This window comes from Micromonospora sp. NPDC051543 (assembly GCF_044454415.1).
Classification (GTDB): domain Bacteria; phylum Actinomycetota; class Actinomycetes; order Mycobacteriales; family Micromonosporaceae; genus Micromonospora.
On record NZ_JBITDT010000006.1, the window covers coordinates 248920 to 266327 of the forward strand.

Below are 17408 nucleotides of genomic sequence, written 5' to 3' on the forward strand. Positions count from 1 at the left end.
CAGCGCACTACTCGTGGGTAACTGAACGCTCGGTAAGTATCGGTCTCCCCGCCCGCCAGGCCAAGGTGACCAGTCCACACAACCGCTGTGAAAAGGTTCACCGCTGCGGGTAGCGTCCGGCAAGAAGGACTTTTCCGGCACCGACAGGAGGAGGACAGCCGTGAGCTACCCACCGCCGCCGTCGGGCCCGCCGGGAGACGAGCCGCCGCCGTCACCCTACGAGCCACCCCGGGACCAGTCGCCGTACGCGCCACCGCCGGCCGGCCAGTCGCCGTACGCGCCACCGCCGGACGAGTCGCCCTCCGGGCCGCCGGAGCGCTCGCCGTACGGGCCGCCTGCCGACGAGCCGTCGCCGTACGAGCGGCAGGGGCCGCATCAGCCAGCGCACTGGAGTCAGCAGCCGCCGTACCCGCCGCAGGGCCCCTACGGCCAGTACGGCCCGCCTCCCGGCGGCCCCGGCCGGGGCACCAACGTGCTGGCGATCCTGTCGCTGGTGTTCGCCTTCGTGTTCCCCCCGGCCGGCGCCGTCCTCGGTCACGTGGCCAAGCGGCAGATCCGCACCAGCGGCGAGGAGGGCGACCAGCTCGCGACCTGGGGCCTGATCCTCGGGTACGTGTTCACCGCGTTGATCCTGCTGGCCTGCTGCGGCTGGCTGGCGCTGGTCATCTTCGCGAACAACGGCGACAGCCGCGGCTACTGATCAGCGGAACCGGGCCTCGCGGACGCTGTTGCCGCCGTCCACCACGAGCATCTGACCGGTGATGTACGACGCGGCCGGCGAGCAGAGGAAGCTGATCGCGGCGGCGACCTCGTCCGGGGTGCCCGGTCGGCCGACCGGGGTGCCCAGACCCTGCTTGATCTCGGCCATCGTGGACGCCGCCGTGTAGATGGTGCCCGGCGCGACCGCGTTCACGGTCACCCCGTCGGCGATCATCTCCATGGCGAGCGCGCGGGTCAGCCCGACGACACCGGCCTTGGCGGCGGCGTACGCGGCTTCGGTGGGCAGGGCGTTGACCGGGCCGGCGGTGGCCGCCAGGTTGACGATCCGCCCCCAGCCCCGCTCGGCCATTCCGCCGATGAAGGCCCGGCTGCACAGGAACGCGGTGGACAGGTTGCGGTCGATCTCGCCGCGCCACTCGTCGTAGGTCAGCTGCGCGACCGGCCGCAGCACTCCCTGACTGGTCCGGCTCGCCAGGCCGGCGTTGTTGACCAGAACCTCGACGTCGCCCAACTGTTCGGCCACGGCGTCGGCCAGCGCGCCTACCTCGGACTCGTCGGTCAGGTCCGCGACGAACCCGGTCACGCCCAGCTCACCGGCCCGCTCGTGGATGCGTCGGGTGGTCGACACGATGGCGACCCGCGCCCCCAGGTCGGCGAGGCGCCGCGCGGTGGCGTACCCGATGCCGTCCGGGCTGCCCGCGCCCGTCACCAGGGCTACCCGGCCGTCGAGCCGCATGGTCACCGGATCGGGCAGCGCGACCGGCTCGTCGGCGCCGGTCGCGCCGGTCGACGTGGCCGCCCGACCGCGCCGGGCCACACCCGGACGGCTCACGTCCCGTCGCGGTCGGCTGCCGGAACGGTCCGCGGCACGCGCATCAGTTGCCATGCCAGGAATCCTGCCCGTTACGACTGGCCCGGGCAACGCGGCACCCGGGAGCGGGGGCGTCGGGTTTGGTCACTCCTGGCTACTCTGACGGCGCACCCGAGCCGACGGAGATCACGCATGACCAATCCCCCGCCTCCCGGCGACTGGAACGACCCCACCTGGTCGGCTCAGCCGTCGAGCACACCGCCGGACCCGACCCTGGTGGCCGGCCAGCCGGTGCCCGCCCAGCCCGGTCCCGTGGACCCGTACGCGCCGGTCGACCCGTACGCGGGCGCGCAGCTGCCACCCGGCGCGCCGGTGCCCGGCTACCCGCCGCCCGGTTACCCCGCGCCCGGTTACGCGCCGCCGGGCTACCCGCCGCAGTACCCCGGTTACGGTTACCCGCCGGCGGCGAAGACCAACGGGCTGGCCATCGCGTCGCTGGTGCTGGCGCTGGTCGGTCTCGCCTCCTGCGGCATCACCGCGCCGATCGGGGCGATCCTCGGCCACGTCGCGCAGAAGCAGATCCGGACCAACGGCGAGGACGGCGAGGGGTTGGCGAAGGCCGGCATCATCGTCGGTTGGATCGTCACCGCGCTGATGGTGCTGGGGATCGCCGCGTACGTCGCCGTCATCATCTTCGCGGTCACGACGGGCGCGAGCAGCGACAGCGGCTACTGAGGCGGGCGCGCTGGTGGGCGTACCGCCGAATGCTGGACCGGGTCGACGGCCGGCGGCGGTCGACCCGGCCCGGCCGCTCACCCGGCCGGCGGGGTGAACGACGAGGTACGGCTCATGCCGGCGGCGCGACCCTTGGCGGCGATCACCAGCGCCATCTTGCGGGACGCCTCGTCGATCATCTCGTCGCCCAGCATCACCGCGCCGAGCTTGCCGCCGGCCTCCGAGGTGTAGTGCTCGTACGCGTCGAGGATCAGCTCGGCGTGGTCGTAGTCGGCCTGCGCCGGCTGGTAGACCTCGTTCGCGGCGTCGATCTGGCCCGGGTGCAGCACCCACTTGCCGTCGAAGCCCAGCGCCGCCGACCGCTTCGCCACCTCGCGGAACGCGTCGACGTCCCGGATCTGCAGGAACGGGCCGTCGATGGCCTGCTTGTCGTGCATGCGGGCGGCCATCAGGATGCGCATCAGGATGTAGTGGTACGGGTCGCCCGGATAGTCCGGGATCAGCCCGCCGACCACCAGCGACCTCATGTTGATCGAGGCCATGAAGTCGGCCGGGCCGAAGATGATGGTCTCGACCCGGGGCGAGGCGGCCGCGATCTCGTCCACGTTGACCAGACCGGCCGCGTTCTCGATCTGCGCCTCGATGCCGATCCGGCCGACCTCGAGGCCGAGCGTCTTCTCGATCTGGGTGAGCGTCAGGTCGAGCCACCGCACCTGACCGGCGTCCTGCACCTTCGGCAGCATGATGCAGTCGAGGTTCGCGCCGGCGCCCTCGACCACCTCGATGACGTCCCGGTACGTCCACGGGGTGGTCAGGTCGTTGACCCGTACCACCCGGGTCTTGCCGGCCCAGTCGCCGTCGTTGAGGGCGGCCACGATGTTCTTGCGCGCCTCCGGCTTGGCCAACGGCGCCACCGCGTCCTCCAGGTCGAGGAAGACCTGGTCGGCGGGGAGCCCCTGCGCCTTGCCGAGCATCTTCACGCTGGAACCCGGTACGGCCAGGCACGAGCGGCGGGGACGACCGACTGCGGCCATGGATGTGCTCCTTCCAGCGACCGGCGGGCACGCCGACGCCACCTGAATCCGAGGAGAACTTAACGATCCCAAAGGGCGTGGTGACGCCACGGTAACCTCGCGCCATGACCGCGGTGAATGGACCTGTGGAAGATCTCACTGGGCGTCGGCTGGTGGTGGTGACGGGTGCCAGCTCCGGCATCGGGTTGGCCGCCGCGGTGGCCTTCGCCTGCCGTGGCGACCAGGTGGTGCTCGTCGGGCGGGACCCGGCCCGACTACAGGCCGCGGCGGAGCGCGTACGGGAGACGGCCGGCGAGCGCCCGGAGCTGTTCCGGGCCGACTTCGCGGTCCTCGACGACGTACGCGGGCTGGCTGAGCGGCTGCGCGACGCGTACGACCGGATCGACGTGCTGGCCAACAACGCCGGCGCCATCGCGCTCCAACCGCTCACCACCGTCGACGGCTTCGAGCTGTCGATCCAGGCCAACCACCTGGCCCCGTTCCTGCTCACGAACCTGCTGGCCGACCGGGTGGGCCGGACGGTGGTGACCGCCTCGGGTGCGCACCGCTTCGGCGCGCTCGATCCGGACGACCTCAACAGGCCGCTGCGCGCCTACCACCCGATGGGCGCGTACGGCACCAGCAAGCAGGCGAACATCCTGTTCGCCGCCGAGGCGGCGCGGCGCTGGCCGGGCATCTCCGCGTACAGCTTCCATCCGGGAGTGGTGCGGACCCGGTTCGCCAACGACAGTCGGCTGGTCGCCTTCGGCATGCGGTTCATGCCTTTCCGCAGCCCGGAGAAGGGGGCCGAGACGCTCATCTGGCTCGCGAACCAGGATCCGGCCCGGCTCGCCGGCGGCGGCTACTACTACAACCGCCGGCCGCGTCGGCCGTACCGCAAGGCGGCGGACCCACAGCTCGCGTCCCGGCTCTGGGAAGCCAGCGCCACGGCCGTCGGCATCGATGGGTAGCGTGGCCGCCATGCTGACGCTTGTCGCGATCGTCGAGTATGCCGCCGGGGCCGAAACCGCCGGGCAGCGCTACGAGGACACCGTGCTGGCCCTGCTCGGCCGGCACGACGGCCGGCTGGAACGGCGACTGCGCGGCACCGACGGGCGGAGCGAGGTGCACGTCATCACGTTCGCGGCCCGCACCGGATACGAGTCGTTCCTCGTCGACCCGGAGCGTGCCACGCTGCGCCACGACCTCGGCGACGCCGCCCCGACCACCCGCGTCATCGAGGCGTACGACGTCTGAGGTCGGCAGCTCCGGGCGAGGCGTCTCTCCTTACTTCATCACCCGGGGTGGGCAAGAACAAGACTTGATCTTGGCTGGCGCGACGGCCAGGGTCGAGCCATGGAATTCGATGCGACAGCCACCGCGCGGCACGCCCTCTGGATCGGTGGTGGACAGTGGGCCGGCAAGTCCACGGTCGCCGTGAACCTGGCCCTGCGACACGGCCTGACCGCGTACCTCTACGACCGACACGACGCCCGCGGCCACGACGACCGGCGGATCGCCGACCGGGTCCGACGCGGCGCACCGCCCGCCGGGCCCGACCCGGACACCACCTGGGTCCACACCGACCCGGCCCAGATGGCCGCCGACACTCTCGCGGGTTTCCCCCGCCGTTTCGCCTGGGTCCTGGACGACCTGAGCGCGCTCGTGACCGGCCGCCGCGTCGTGGCCGAGGGGTGGGGGCTGCGCCCCGAGCTGGTGGCGGCGGTCGTCGGGTCGGTCGGGCAGTTGGTGGTGCTGGCGCCCACCGCCGAGTTCCGCGCCCGCCAGATCGCCCGCCTGCCACGCGCGCGCACGGTCGCCGCCGGGGTCAGCGACCCGGACCGGGCGTTGCGCAACCGGTGGGCGCGCGACGACCTGGTCGCGGCGGACGCGGCGGCGCAGGCCGAACGGCTGGGCGTACGGGTGATCCGGGTCGACGGCACGCTCGACGGTGAGCAGCTGACCAACGTCGTGGAGGAGCACTTCGCGGCGTACCTGTGAGCGGCTGCTCAGCTCTCCAGCGGGGCGGCGTCGGCGGGCAGCGGGGTGGGCGGCGTGGCGCGGCGGGCGGCGCGGGCGCCGCCCAGCACCACCACCGCCACGCCGACGAGCAGCAGGACCATCCCCACCAGCGCGTAGGGGCGGGGCACCTGGTCCAGCCAGAGCCAGGCGAGCAGCGCCGCGCCGGGCACCTCCAGCAGGATGAGCACGCTCACCGTCGTCGCCGAGACCTTGTGCAGGGCGTAGTTGAACATCGAGTGCCCGAGCAGTTGGGCACCCGCTACCAGGGCCAGGATCGCCAGCCAGGTACGCCCGTCGAAGCCGACCACGCGGACCCCGCCCAGCAGGCAGATCACCAGCAGGATCACCGCGCAGATGCCGTAGCAGATGGTCGTGTACGTGGTGGTGCTGATGCTCGCTCGGGCCCGTTCACCGAAGGCGGTGTAGACGGCCGCGAAGACGCCGCCGGTCACCGCCAGCAGGTCGCCGGCGACCGCCCGGCCGGACACACCCACGTCCGCGCCGGTGGCGACGACCGCCCCGCCGACGGCCACGGCGATCCCCGTCCAGACCATCGGCGGCAGCCGGCGACCCTGCACGCGGGCGATCAGCCCCTGCCAGACCGGCTGGGTGGCGACCAACGCGGTGGCCATGGCGACCGAGGTGAGCCGCACGCTCGGCATCCAGGTGGCGAAGTGCGCGGCCAACGCGATCCCGGAGAGCACGCAGAAGAGTCCCTCCCGCCGGCCGGTGGGCGCCGCGAGCGCACGGAACTCGCCGCGCCTGCGGGTCAGCGAGAACGGGCTCAGCACGACCACCGCGAGCAGGTTGCGCCACAGCGCGACGGCCAGCGCCGGGGCGGCGGCGTACGCGATCAACGGCGCGGAGGACGAGACGGCGACGACGGCCAGGCCGATCGCGCCGGTGGTCAACGGGTCCAGGGGCGGTCGAGGGGACACGGGAAGCAATCTTCACACGACCACGGACAGCACGGACCGTCAGCACTCCGTTACGATCACGCGCGTTCGCGCCGACGACCCTCGACCGCAAAGGCGCTCCCCCATGGCCGGCTACCAGGCGGTGCTGTTCGACTTCTTCGGCACGCTGACCCGTTCGGTGCAGCGCGGCACCGCGCACCTCGGCACCGCCGAGCTGCTCGGATGTCCCAGCGAGACGCTGAGCGAGGTGCTGAACCGCACCTACTACGAGCGGGCCACCGGTCGGCTCGGCGACGCGGAGACGACCATGCGGTGGGTCTGCGCCCAGGCGGGCGTACACCCGAGTGACCCGGCCCTGCGGGCGGCGGTGGTGTCCCGGCACCGCGCGATCCGCGCGGACACCCGGCTGCGCGCCGACGCGGTGCCGGTGCTGGCGGCGCTGCGCGAGCGCGGCGTCCGCACCGGCGTGATCAGCGACTGTACGCACGAACTGCCGGCCTTCCTGCCGCAACTCCCCGTCGCGCCGCTGCTCGACGTGCGGGTCTTCTCCGTGCAGGTCGGACGCTGCAAGCCGGATGCCGCTCTCTACCTGACCGCCTGCCGTCGACTCGGGCTCACGCCGGACGCCTGCCTGTACGTGGGTGACGGCGGCAGCCAGGAGTTGACCGGCGCCGAACGGGCCGGCATGACCGCGGTCCGGCTGGCCGCGCCCGATCTGGCCGAGCACATGGTCTTCAACGCCGACCGTCAGTGGCGCGGCACCACCCTAGTTGCCCTGCGTGAGGTGCTCGACCTCGTGGATGCCAAGGTCGCTGCCGCCGCTGTCGCGGCGAGTTGACCCGATCAGCGGCGACGGACCCGGTGCAGGCGGAACGGCTTGCGGGTGGCACGGACCGCCGGGGTCTCCCGGGGCGGCTCGGTCTGCGCGTCGGACGGCAGTTCCGTGCCGGCCAGGGGCGTGCCGGCCGGGGCGAGGCGGTTCAGGGCGCAACCGTCGGCGACCCAGCGGGCCACCAGGTCGGTGGTCGGACCGGGCGCGTTCAGGCGCTTACCCGCCACCAGCGGCGCGGCGGTGTCCCACGCCTCGGTGCCCGGTGCCAGCCGGGTCACCCGGGCCGGCCAGGTGACGATCCGCCCCCCGTGGTCACCGCGCAGGCTGACCTGCGCCTCGGTCGCGTCGGCGAGGCCCGGCGCCGCCTGCTCGCCCGGCCCGCTCACCACCAGGAGCGCGCCCTCCAGCGGGGCGCACCAGAGCGCGAGCGCCGGCCCACCGGACACGCTGACCCAGGCCACGGCGGCCTTCTTCATCGCCTCGTCCACCAGCGGCGTGCCACCGGCAGGGTCCTCGTCCGTCACACCCGCATCCTCCCGCATCGACGCCGTCGCTCAGCCCACGAACGGCGGCACGGCGATCTCGCCCCGGGCCACCGGCATCACCTGGCCGGCGACGGTCGCGCCGACCGCCACGCCGTTCGCCGCGGTCACCGTGCAGCCCAGCGCGGACGGGCGGCCCATCTCCACGCCCTGGCGCACCGAATAGTGCGACAGCCCGTCCGCCGGCAGCAGCCCGCTGGCCACCAGCCAGACGCCCAGCCCGAGGGCCGCCGAACCGGTCGCCGGGTCCTCCGGGACGCCCATCCCCGGCACGAAGACCCGAGCGTGCGCGGTTTGCGTGCCGGCGTCCCAGGAGAAGACGCTGACGTGCGCCACCCCCAACCGTTCCGCCGCCGCCGGGTTCACCCGCGCCCGGGCCACCGCGTCCGGGCGGACCGGCACATAGGGGAACTCCAGCCCGCAGCCGGCCACCCGGGGAGCGGGCCCGGCCGGGTCGTGGTCGTCCGCGCCCAGCCCGGCGATCTCCAGCAGCGGCTCCGGGTCCAACTCGGGGCCGAGGGTGGGAACGCCTCCGGTGAGCGTCGCCCCGGACGACGTCACCTCGATCGGCAGCACGCCGGCCCCGCACTCCTGAGTGACCTGCCCCACACCGAACATCCCACGTCGGCTCGCGGTGACCGCCGCGCCGACGCTCGGGTGCCCGGCGAACGGCAACTCCTCGACCGGCGTGAAGATGCGGGCCCGGTAGGTGGCGCCGACCTGCGTAGGTGGCAGCACGAACACCGTCTCGGAGAGGTTGAACTCCAGCGCGAGCGCCTGCATCTGCTCGGTGGCCAGCGCCTCCGCGCCGAACACCACGGCCAGCGGATTGCCGGCGAACGGGCGGTCGGTGAAGACGTCCACGATCTCGTAGGCCAAGGTCGACATGTTGATAAACACTAGGCGCTTAGGCTGGTGCCCGTGAGTACGCCGACCCGGGTCTACATCGCCCGCCTCGCCGGAGTCGCCGTCTACGATCCGAACGGTGACCAGGTGGGCCGGGTCCGTGACGCCGTGGCACGGCTGCGGGCCACCGCCCGTCCCCCCGAGGTGGTGGGTCTGGTCGCCGAGATGCCCATGCGTCGGCGGATCTTCCTCTCCATCAACCGGATCACGTCGATCGACGCGGAGGCGGTGGTGCTCGGCTCCGGCACGCTCAACCTGCGACGCTTCGAGAAGCGCCCGAACGAGCTGCTCGTACTCCAGGAGCTGCTGGACCGGCGCGTACAGCTCGACCCGGGCGGCCAGCCCGGCGCGGTGGTGGACGTCGCCATGGAGTGCTCCAGGGGCGGCGAGTGGTCGCTGACCCGGGTCGCGGTCCGCGAGCAGACCGGCCGGCTCAGCCGCCGCGGCCACCTGCATCAGGTCGAGTGGGACCGGGTGCGCGGCCTCAGCGGCATCGCCGACAACCGGGGTACGGCGAACCTGCTCGCCGTCCTGGAGGACATGCGCCCCGCCGACCTCGCCAACGCCCTGCAGGACCTGCCGGACGCCCGACGCAACGAGGTGGCCGCCGCGTTGAACGACGAGCGGCTGGCCGACGTGCTCAGCGAGCTGCCGGAGCACGACCAGGTGGAGATCCTCGCCGCGCTGGACCGGGAACGGGCCGCCGACGTGCTGGAGGAGATGGACCCGGACGACGCCGCCGACCTGCTCAACGAGCTGCCCCCACCGGAGCAGGACGTCCTGCTGGACCTCATGGAGCCGGACGAGGCGGACCCGGTACGCCAGCTCCTGAAGTACACGCCGGGCACGGCGGGCAGCGTCATGACCTCGGAGCCGGTCATCCTGCCGCCGGACGCCACCGTCGCCGAGGCGCTGGCGCGGATCCGTGAGCCGCAGCTCTCCCCCGCGGTCGCCGCGCAGGTTTTCGTGACCCGGGCCCCGCAGAACACGCCGACCGGCCGCTACCTGGGCATGGTGCACTTCCAGGCGTTGCTGCGCGAACCGCCGGCCGACCTGCTGGGCAAGGTGGTCGTCAACGACATCGACCCGTTGCGTCCCACCACCCCACTGCCGGAGATCACCCGCCGCATGGCCACCTACGACCTGGTCGCCATGCCGGTGATCGACCGGAACAGCCGGCTGGTCGGGGCCGTCACGGTCGACGACGTCCTGGACCACTCGCTGCCCCGGGACTGGCGTGACCGGGACGCCGTGAGCGCCCCGGGCACCCCCGACGCGGTACTGGACGGCGACGGTGGCTGAGCAGCGGCGCACGGAGCGGCTCGACCAGCCCCGCGAGCCCCGGGGCATCACCCTCCCCCGGTTCGACGCGGAGGCGTTCGGCCGCTGGTCGGAGGGGATCGCGCGGGGCATGGGCACCGCGAACTTCATCGTCGTCATGACGGTGGTGATCGCGATCTGGTTCGGCTGGAACACCCTCGCCCCGGCCGGGTGGCGCTTCGACCCGTACACCTTCACGTTCCTCACGCTGGTGCTGTCGTTGCAGGCCAGCTACGCCGCGCCGCTGATCCTGCTGGCCCAGAACCGGCAGGCCGACCGGGACCGGCTGGCCCTGGAGGAGGACCGGCGGCGGGCCACGGCCCAGAAGGCGGACACCGAGTACCTGGCCCGGGAGATCGCCGCGCTGCGGATCGCGCTCGGCGAGGTCGCCACCCGGGACTTCCTCCGCTCCGAGCTGACCCGCCTGGCCGAGGAGCTGGACGAGGCGGGGCAGCGCCGGCAACGCCTGGAGCGCCGGCAACAGGACAAGGGCAGCCAACGGCCGACCGGCGGCCCGGGGCTGGACGAGCCGCGCGACGAGTTGGACGGCGACTACGCCCGCGACGCCCGGCCCGAGCGTTGACGAGGGCTCATCGTTTGGCTCACACCACCCTCGGCCAGCGGCCGGTCGGGATGCCCCGCGACGTAGCATTGCGGGCATGTCAGCACCCGTGAGCACCGTCGAGGACGCGATCCAGGCCGCCCTGGCCACCGTCAACGACCCGGAGATCCGCCGGCCCATCACCGAACTGGGCATGGTCCGCTCCGCCACGATCGGCGCGGACGGCGTCGTCCGGGTCGAGCTGCTGCTCACCGTCGCCGGCTGCCCGCTCAAGGACAAGCTGCGCACCGACATCACCGCCGCGGTGGCGGCGGTGCCGGGCGTGGCCGGCGTGGAGATCGACTTTGGCGTGATGAGCCCCGAGCAGCGGCAGTCGCTACAGGCGCAGTTGCGCGGCGGCGGCGCGAGCGAGGAGCCGGTCATCCCGTTCGCCCAGCCCGGCTCGCGCACCCGCGTGTACGCGGTGGCCAGCGGTAAGGGCGGGGTCGGCAAGTCCAGCGTGACGGTCAACCTGGCGGCGGCGCTCGCTGCCCGGGGGCTCTCCGTGGGCGTGGTGGACGCCGACATCTACGGTCACTCGGTGCCCCGGATGCTCGGCGCGGACGGCCGACCCACCCGCGTCGAAGACATGATCATGCCGCCGCAGTCGCACGGTGTGAAGGTGATCTCGATCGGCATGTTCACCTCGGGCAACGCGGCCGTGGTGTGGCGCGGCCCGATGCTGCACCGGGCGCTCCAGCAGTTCCTCGCCGACGTCTACTGGGGCGACCTGGACGTGCTCCTGCTCGACCTGCCGCCGGGCACCGGCGACGTGGCCATCTCGCTGGCCCAGCTCCTGCCCAACTCGGAGATCCTGATCGTCACCACCCCGCAGACCGCCGCCGCCGAGGTGGCGGAGCGGGCCGGGGCGATCGCCCTGCAGACCCACCAGCGGGTCGTCGGCGTCATCGAGAACATGTCCTGGCTGGAGCTGCCGGACGGATCCCGCATGGAGATCTTCGGGGCCGGTGGCGGCACGGCGGTCGCCGAGTCGCTGAGCCGGACCATCGGCGCCCAGGTGCCGCTGCTGGGACAGATCCCGCTGGACACCCGGGTCCGCGAGGCCGGCGACGCCGGTAACCCGATCGTGCTGGCCGAGCCGGAGTCCCCGGCCGCGCAGGCGCTCGGTGGCGTGGCCGACCGGCTCGCGCTGCGCCGTGAGTCGCTGCTCGGCAAGCCGCTCGGCCTCAAGCCCGCCGGGCGCTGACCGGGTCTGCCGCCGGGCGCTGAGCGGGTTACGCCGCGCCAGCGCTCGGCCTGGGGCGGCGCGTCATGATCAACTCGGGTTTCGGAAAGTCGGGCTGTCCCACGCCGTTTGATCGGCCGCTTTCCTTGAGACCGAGTCGATCAAGGCTGGCGCTTGTGCCCGCAACGGCGGGACCAGGACCGGGGGGTGCCGGGTCGGATCAGGTGGCGTCGTCGTAGCTGACCCGGGGCGCCGGCGCGGAGGGCGTACCGGTGGCGGTGCCGGGTCGCGTCCCGTTCGAGCGCAGGTCCGCGGCGTTGGCCACGTCCTTCAGCTCGTTGTGCACACCGTCGACGTCCGCGCGCAGGTTGTCGTAGACGCCCTGTAGCGGCTTGCGGATCGCCGCCTCGTCCTCCTCGCTGAGGAGGTGCTTACGGATGAAGGCCTTCGGGTGCAGGTCTTCGAGCTGGATGTCGGTGCCCAGCTCACGACTGAGGTCGCCGGTGGCGTTGCGGGCCATGTTCCGCAGGTTACGGACCAGCCGTAGGCCGTCGTTGATCACGGCGGGCAACCGGTCACCGAAGATCAACAGCGCCAGAAGCAGCAGCGCCCCGACTTCCCACATGTTCAGGTTCTCGAACATCCCGCGGGCCTCCTCTCGGCGTCAGCAGCAAGACTACGCACGTCGGGCGGCTTTCCGGCAGGGGGTGACCCGCTGTTCACTTGGCATCCGCGGCGAGGGTCACCGACGTGTTCCGTCGTGTGGTTCCCCGCCGGAACTCGACGGTCACCACCGACCCCGGCGCGAACTTGCGGACCAGGGCGATCAGGTCGGTCGGCTCGGTCATCGGCCGGCCGTCGAGCTTCAGGATCACGTCGCCGACCTTGAGCCCGGCCCCGGCCGCCGGTCCGGAGGGCTCCACGGCGGCCAGTCGTACGCCGCCGCCCCCACCCGCGCCCGGCCCGCCGACCTGGGCGCCGATGACCGTACGCCGGGCCTTGCCGGTGCCGATGATCTCCTGGGTGACCCGCTTGGCCTGGTTGATCGGGATGGCGAAGGCGAGACCGATGTTGCCGGCCTCCTGCCCCTCGGCCACCAGCGACTTGATCGTGGAGTTGACGCCCACCACCCGGCCGGCGCCGTCGACGAGCGGGCCGCCCGAGTTGCCGTGGTTGACGGCCGCGTCGGTCTGGATCGCCGCGTAGTAGCGCACCGGGCCGCCCGGCTCACCGGCCTGCATCGTCCGGTCCAGGGCGCTCACGATGCCGGCGGTGACCGTGTTGGCCAGCGACAGGGGTGAGCCTACGGCGAGGACCGGGTCACCGACGGCCAGCGCGTCGGAATCTCCGAACTCCACCGGTCGCAGACCCGTCCGGTTCACCTTGATCACCGCGATGTCGGACTCCGGATCCTGACCGACCACGGTCGCCGGAGCGGAGCTGCCGTCGTTGAAGACCACCGAGGCCTTGCCGCTGCTGCCGGCCACCACGTGGTCGTTGGTGATCACGTGCCCGTCGGCGCTGGCGATGAAGCCCGAGCCCTCGCTGGTCCCGCCGAGGCTGCTGACGCGGATGGTGACCACGCTGGGCAGCACCCGCTCGGCGACCCCGGCCAGCGACTCCGGCTTGCGCTGGGCCAACGCCGGTGGATCCGCGGCCGCCGCACCGAGCACCGTGCCGGCCGCGCCGCCACGCACCGCGAACGCGTAGCCCAGCGCGCCGCCGAGGGTGCCGGCCAGCAGAGCGGTGATCACCGGGATGAGCAGCAGGTGTCGCAGCGTCGGTCGGCCGGGCGCGTCCGGGTCGGTGACCCGCTCCGGCTCGGTGCCGGCAGGCACCACCGAAGGCACCACGACCGCGGTGGGGGCCGCCGGGTCACGCCACGGATCGCCGAGCGCGTCGGACCACCACGGCGACGCGCCAGCGGTGGAGGGCGGTGGATTCGGGTACGACACGCTCGGGGGTTCGGCCGTGGATGCGGTGTCGGCGGCCGAGGGCGCGGTGCCGCTCCCCGGCGCGGCCGGCGGCCCCTCCGGCGGTGCTCCTGCCCCCGGCGGGCGCGCCGGTGCCGGAGTCTCACCGTCCCGGCGCCATTCCCAGCCGTCGGTCACGTCGGTGCCTCCCAGTCCGTCCCCCGGATCCCGTGCGGCCTCGCCCGGCCACGGTTCGGCGCGGTCGAGACTCACGGAATACCGCTTCCAGGATCGCACGGATGCGCGCGGTGGAGTCAGCGGTTGCCTCCGGTGATCACGGAGAGGGCGGAGGCGCGGCTGCGCCTCGCGCCGGTCGCCTCTACGCTCACAGTGCCAACCCGCCCCCCGCACCACGCGCCGCCCGGAGGTGCCCCATCGCCACGGTCGCCGGTTCCGGCAGTTCGACGACCCAGGCTCAGCAGTTCGCCGAGTCGTACGTGACCGAGGATCTCGTGCTCCGCACCGCCCGCAGCCTGGCCCACGAGGTGGGCCTGGAAGCGGTCACACCCGGAGCGGGGGCGGCGTTGCGGCTGCTGGCCGCGGCCGGCAACGCCCGCGCGGTCGTGGAGATCGGCACCGGCACGGGCGTGAGCGGCGTCTGGCTGCTGCGCGGCATGCGTGCCGACGGTGTGCTCACCACCATCGACGTGGAGGTGGAGCACCAGCGGATCGCGCGACGGATCTTCACCGAGGCGGGCTTCGCCAGCGGCCGTACCCGCATCATCACCGGCCGCGCGTTGGACGTGCTGCCCCGACTGGCCGACGGGGCGTACGACCTCGTCTTCGTCGATGCCGAGGCCACCGGGTTCCACGCCTTCGTGGAGGCGGCGCTGCGGCTGCTGCGCCCGGGCGGGGTGCTCGCGCTCAACGGGATGCTGGCCGGCGGCCGGATCGCTGACCCGGCCGCCCGGGACGCGGGGACGGTGACGGTCCGCGAGACGATCAAGGCGTTGCGGGAGTCGGAGCACTGGATCCCCGCGCTGCTCCCGGTCGGCCACGGGGTGCTCGCCGCCGTGAAGTGCTGACCGTCAGTCGACGGCGGCCAGCCAGCGCAGCAGCGAGCGGACGCCCCAGCCCGTCGCGCCCCGGCTCAACTCCGCGTGGTCGCCGTCCGCCCAGGACGGGGCGGACATGTCCAGGTGCAGCCAGCGGTCCCGCAGGTCACCGGTGAACTCGCGGAGGTAGAGCGCCGCCGTGACCGATCCGGCGCCCTGGGTGGGCGCGCTGTAGAGGTCGGCGATCTCGCTGCCCAGGTATTCGACGTAGTCGCCGTGCAGCGGCATCCGCCAGGCCGCCTCGCCAGCCGCCTCGATCGCGTTCAGCACGTCGGCGGCCAGGTCGTCGTTCTCGCTGTAGAGGGCGGCGGTCCGCTTGCCCAGCGCCACGGCGTTGGCGCCGGTGAGGGTGGCGAGGTCGACGAGCAGGTCGGGCTTGAGCTGCCGTACCGCGTAGGCGAGCGCGTCGGCGAGGACCAGACGGCCCTCGGCGTCGGAGTTGGTGGTCTCGCTGGTCGTCCCACCGTAGTGCCGGATGACGTCGCCCGGACGGAACGCCGAGCCGCTGACCATGTTCTCGGCGAGCGGGGCCAGGGTGGTGACGCGGACCGGCAGGCGCAGCGCCGCCGCGCCGAGGGTGGCGGCGACGACCGCCGCCGCGCCGGCCATGTCCTTGCGCATCAGCTTCATGGCGGGCACCGGCTTGATCGAGATGCCGCCGGTGTCGAAGGTGATGCCCTTGCCGACCAGCACCACGTGGGTACGCGCGTTCGCGGGATGCCAGTCCATCTCCAGCAGACGCGGGCCGCTGGCCGAGCCACCGCCCACGGCGAGGATCCCGCCGAAGCCCTCGGCGGCCAACTCGGCCGGACCACGGACCGTCAGGCGCAGGTCCGGCAGGTCGGCGGACGCGGCGGCCACCTGGTCGGCGAACCACTGCGGGGTCTTCACCGAGGAGGGGGTGTTGGTCAGGTCGCGCGCGAGACGGGTCATCGCGGCGGTGGTCCGCGCGGTGGCGACCGTGTCCTCGTGCGCCGCCGGGTCGGTGACCAGCAGGTCGACGCCGTCGAGCGCGCGCGGCTCGTCGACGTCGGTCAGCCGGAACCGGTACGAGGCGAGCAGCAGACCCTCGGTCAGCCCGCGTACGGCGGCCGCAGTCACCCCGGTCGGCAGGGCGATAGTGATATGCGTCTCATCTGACGCAGCGCGGGCCAGGGCCGCGCCGGCCGTCCGCCAGGAGGATTCCCCGCCGTCGCCGATACCCAGCAGCACCAGCCGACCGGGGTCGCGCCCGGGACGCAACTGGGTGCTGATCTCGCCGGCCCGTCCGCTCAGTCGGGCGGCCGGCACCAGCGCGGCCGCCTCGTCGGCGGTACCGCCGGGCGGCGTCACAGCGGTCGGCACCAGCTCTGCCGAGACGTCACCTCCCGCCGCAGCTTCGGCGGGGCGTACGGGCAGGACGAGGACGTCGAGCCGTTCGGGCTCGGCGAGCGGACGGATGGCGAGCACGCGGAACCGCACCTCCAGGAAGTTTCACAAAGTGGATCGGGCCATGCCCGCGCACAGATATGAAGACCCTGAGCCACCGGCGCTCCCGGTGGCTCAGGGTCCAAGAAACGCTCCGACCGGCGTACGCCGTCCGGATCGTCCCTCACTCAGCCGGCGGCTGCCTTCAACGCGTCACCGAGCGCGTTGGCCTCGTCGGGAGTCATCTCGACGACGAGCCGGCCACCGCCCTCCAGCGGGACACGCATGACGATGCCCCGACCCTCCTTGGTGACTTCCAGCGGACCGTCGCCCGTCCGCGGCTTCATCGCCGCCATGTTGTCTCCCCTCAGACCTACACCAGGGTCGGTGGGTTGCCCCACAGCCACTTCGTCACGACCACCCGCAACGCTCGCGGGGGTGTCGACAGACGATTTTCCCTGATGAACACCGCCGGACCCAAACCGGAGCAGCATTGATGTAACAGCATCTAGCTTATCTTGAGAAGGCCTGTCACAATGTGCGGTCATGCAGGCACGGTCGGCACTCTTCGACCTGTACGGCGACCATCTCCGACCGAGGGGTGGCCGCGCACCGGTCGCCGCCCTGGTCAAGCTACTGGCGCCGTTGGGAATCGCGCCGCCCGCCGTTCGCACCGCCGTGTCCCGGATGGTGCGTCAAGGCTGGCTCGACCCGCTCCGGCTGGCCTCCGGACCGGGATATTCGATCACACCAAAAGCCGCCCGACGACTCGACGAGGCGGCCGCCCGGATCTACCGGACCGGCCGGGTCACCTGGGACGGCCGGTTCGATCTGCTCGTCCTCGACGCGCCGGGCTCCCGGCGGGACCGGCAACGACTCGCCGCCACCCTCAGCTTCCTCGGCTACGGCACCCTCGACGAGCAGACCTGGGTCGCGACCCGCCCCGCCGAGGACGTCGACCTGCTGCTGGCCGAGGCCGGCATCCGGTTCGAACGGTTCACCGCATCGCACTTCTCCGGCACCCCGGGCGCGATGGGCGTCGTCCGTCGCGCGTGGGACCTGGCCGAGATCGGCCGCGCGTACGAGCGGTTCGTCGCCGACCAGCGTCCGCTCCTGAGCGCGGTCACCGTACGCAGCAGCGACGAGGAGGCGTACGCGGTCCGGTTCCGGCTCGTGCACGCGTGGCGTACCTTCCTGTTCCGGGACCCGCAGCTGCCCCCGGCGCTGCTGCCCGAGCGCTGGCCCGGCACCGCCGCGGCCAGCTTCTTCGACCGGCACGCGGCCCGCCTGCGTCCAGCCGCCGACCGGTACGTCGAGCAGTGCCTCGACGCCGGCAACCGCATCGTTCGACAGAAGGGTCGTTAGACA

Annotated in this window: 20 protein-coding genes; 11 read left to right on the forward strand and 9 right to left on the reverse strand. The window is 72.9% G+C overall.

The window, feature by feature from the left end; all coding sequences use genetic code 11:
- The first annotated feature begins 160 nt into the window (after positions 1-160).
- On the forward strand, positions 161-700 hold the full coding sequence (locus tag ACIA3K_RS13415; RefSeq protein WP_396801088.1) for a DUF4190 domain-containing protein: 540 nt from the start codon (positions 161-163) through the stop codon (positions 698-700).
- Here the strand turns inward: ACIA3K_RS13415 and ACIA3K_RS13420 are convergent, their stop codons facing one another.
- Complete coding sequence (locus ACIA3K_RS13420) at positions 701-1606, reverse strand: SDR family NAD(P)-dependent oxidoreductase (protein ID WP_355049015.1); 906 nt, start codon at positions 1604-1606, stop codon at positions 701-703.
- A 117-nt stretch (positions 1607-1723) separates the two neighbouring features.
- Here ACIA3K_RS13420 and ACIA3K_RS13425 point away from each other — a divergent pair, with 117 nt between their 5' ends.
- Complete coding sequence (locus ACIA3K_RS13425) at positions 1724-2266, forward strand: DUF4190 domain-containing protein (RefSeq protein WP_396801089.1); 543 nt, start codon at positions 1724-1726, stop codon at positions 2264-2266.
- Between the two features lie 77 nt (positions 2267-2343).
- Here the strand turns inward: ACIA3K_RS13425 and ACIA3K_RS13430 are convergent, their stop codons facing one another.
- Positions 2344-3300 (reverse strand): HpcH/HpaI aldolase/citrate lyase family protein, encoded by a 957-nt coding sequence (locus tag ACIA3K_RS13430; protein WP_396801090.1) that lies wholly within the window; start codon positions 3298-3300, stop codon positions 2344-2346.
- Positions 3301-3425: 125 nt separating this feature from the next.
- On the opposite strand from ACIA3K_RS13430, the gene ACIA3K_RS13435 reads away from it, so the two are divergent.
- The 3 genes from ACIA3K_RS13435 to ACIA3K_RS13445 all read left to right on the forward strand — a co-directional run bounded on the left by ACIA3K_RS13435 (position 3426) and on the right by ACIA3K_RS13445 (position 5280).
- A complete protein-coding gene (locus ACIA3K_RS13435; protein ID WP_396801309.1) occupies positions 3426-4250 on the forward strand; it encodes an SDR family NAD(P)-dependent oxidoreductase in 825 nt (274 codons plus the stop codon).
- A gap of 10 nt (positions 4251-4260) precedes the next feature.
- A complete protein-coding gene (locus ACIA3K_RS13440) occupies positions 4261-4536 on the forward strand; it encodes a hypothetical protein (protein WP_396801091.1) in 276 nt (91 codons plus the stop codon).
- Positions 4537-4635: 99 nt separating this feature from the next.
- Positions 4636-5280, forward strand: a complete 645-nt coding sequence (locus ACIA3K_RS13445) for a hypothetical protein (RefSeq protein ID WP_396801093.1) — start codon at positions 4636-4638, stop codon at positions 5278-5280.
- Between the two features lie 8 nt (positions 5281-5288).
- On the opposite strand, the gene ACIA3K_RS13450 is transcribed toward ACIA3K_RS13445, so the two are convergent.
- The gene (locus ACIA3K_RS13450; RefSeq protein WP_396801094.1) at positions 5289-6248 is read right to left on the reverse strand and encodes a DMT family transporter; all 960 of its coding nucleotides are present in this window, start codon (positions 6246-6248) and stop codon (positions 5289-5291) included.
- 94 nt (positions 6249-6342) lie between these two features.
- Between ACIA3K_RS13450 and ACIA3K_RS13455 the strand changes: the two genes are divergently transcribed.
- A complete protein-coding gene (locus ACIA3K_RS13455) occupies positions 6343-7056 on the forward strand; it encodes an HAD family hydrolase (protein ID WP_396801096.1) in 714 nt (237 codons plus the stop codon).
- A 5-nt stretch (positions 7057-7061) separates the two neighbouring features.
- Here the strand turns inward: ACIA3K_RS13455 and ACIA3K_RS13460 are convergent, their stop codons facing one another.
- Positions 7062-7592, reverse strand: a complete 531-nt coding sequence (locus ACIA3K_RS13460) for a hypothetical protein (protein WP_396801098.1) — start codon at positions 7590-7592, stop codon at positions 7062-7064.
- A gap of 12 nt (positions 7593-7604) precedes the next feature.
- Positions 7605-8480 carry a PhzF family phenazine biosynthesis protein gene (locus ACIA3K_RS13465; protein WP_396801100.1) on the reverse strand — a complete coding sequence of 292 codons (876 nt, stop codon included), beginning with the start codon at positions 8478-8480 and terminating at the stop codon, positions 7605-7607.
- Between the two features lie 33 nt (positions 8481-8513).
- Here ACIA3K_RS13465 and ACIA3K_RS13470 point away from each other — a divergent pair, with 33 nt between their 5' ends.
- From ACIA3K_RS13470 to ACIA3K_RS13480, 3 genes are all read left to right on the forward strand, one after another.
- Positions 8514-9800, forward strand: coding sequence for a magnesium transporter MgtE N-terminal domain-containing protein (locus ACIA3K_RS13470; protein WP_396801101.1), 1287 nt, complete (start codon positions 8514-8516; stop codon positions 9798-9800).
- Positions 9793-10401: a DUF1003 domain-containing protein gene (locus ACIA3K_RS13475; RefSeq protein WP_396801103.1), complete on the forward strand. Its 609-nt coding sequence runs from the start codon at positions 9793-9795 to the stop codon at positions 10399-10401. Before ACIA3K_RS13470 ends, ACIA3K_RS13475 begins: the two co-directional genes overlap by 8 nt.
- A 76-nt stretch (positions 10402-10477) precedes the next feature.
- Positions 10478-11626: an Mrp/NBP35 family ATP-binding protein gene (locus ACIA3K_RS13480; protein ID WP_396801104.1), complete on the forward strand. Its 1149-nt coding sequence runs from the start codon at positions 10478-10480 to the stop codon at positions 11624-11626.
- Positions 11627-11825: 199 nt separating this feature from the next.
- On the opposite strand, the gene ACIA3K_RS13485 is transcribed toward ACIA3K_RS13480, so the two are convergent.
- Together ACIA3K_RS13485 and ACIA3K_RS13490 are read right to left on the reverse strand one after the other, a co-directional pair.
- Positions 11826-12248, reverse strand: coding sequence for a preprotein translocase subunit TatB (locus ACIA3K_RS13485; RefSeq protein WP_355049027.1), 423 nt, complete (start codon positions 12246-12248; stop codon positions 11826-11828).
- Positions 12249-12324: 76 nt separating this feature from the next.
- The gene (locus tag ACIA3K_RS13490) at positions 12325-13716 is read right to left on the reverse strand and encodes a S1C family serine protease (RefSeq protein ID WP_396801310.1); all 1392 of its coding nucleotides are present in this window, start codon (positions 13714-13716) and stop codon (positions 12325-12327) included.
- A gap of 299 nt (positions 13717-14015) precedes the next feature.
- Here ACIA3K_RS13490 and ACIA3K_RS13495 point away from each other — a divergent pair, with 299 nt between their 5' ends.
- A complete protein-coding gene (locus tag ACIA3K_RS13495) occupies positions 14016-14603 on the forward strand; it encodes an O-methyltransferase (RefSeq protein ID WP_396801105.1) in 588 nt (195 codons plus the stop codon).
- Positions 14604-14606: 3 nt separating this feature from the next.
- Here ACIA3K_RS13495 and ACIA3K_RS13500 read toward each other — a convergent pair whose 3' ends face one another.
- Together ACIA3K_RS13500 and ACIA3K_RS13505 are read right to left on the reverse strand one after the other, a co-directional pair.
- Positions 14607-16082: a leucyl aminopeptidase family protein gene (locus ACIA3K_RS13500; RefSeq protein ID WP_396801107.1), complete on the reverse strand. Its 1476-nt coding sequence runs from the start codon at positions 16080-16082 to the stop codon at positions 14607-14609.
- A gap of 146 nt (positions 16083-16228) precedes the next feature.
- Complete coding sequence (locus tag ACIA3K_RS13505) at positions 16229-16396, reverse strand: DUF3117 domain-containing protein (protein WP_007455245.1); 168 nt, start codon at positions 16394-16396, stop codon at positions 16229-16231.
- 190 nt (positions 16397-16586) lie between these two features.
- On the opposite strand from ACIA3K_RS13505, the gene ACIA3K_RS13510 reads away from it, so the two are divergent.
- Positions 16587-17405, forward strand: coding sequence for a PaaX family transcriptional regulator C-terminal domain-containing protein (locus ACIA3K_RS13510; RefSeq protein WP_355049029.1), 819 nt, complete (start codon positions 16587-16589; stop codon positions 17403-17405).
- The last annotated feature ends 3 nt before the right edge of the window (positions 17406-17408 follow it).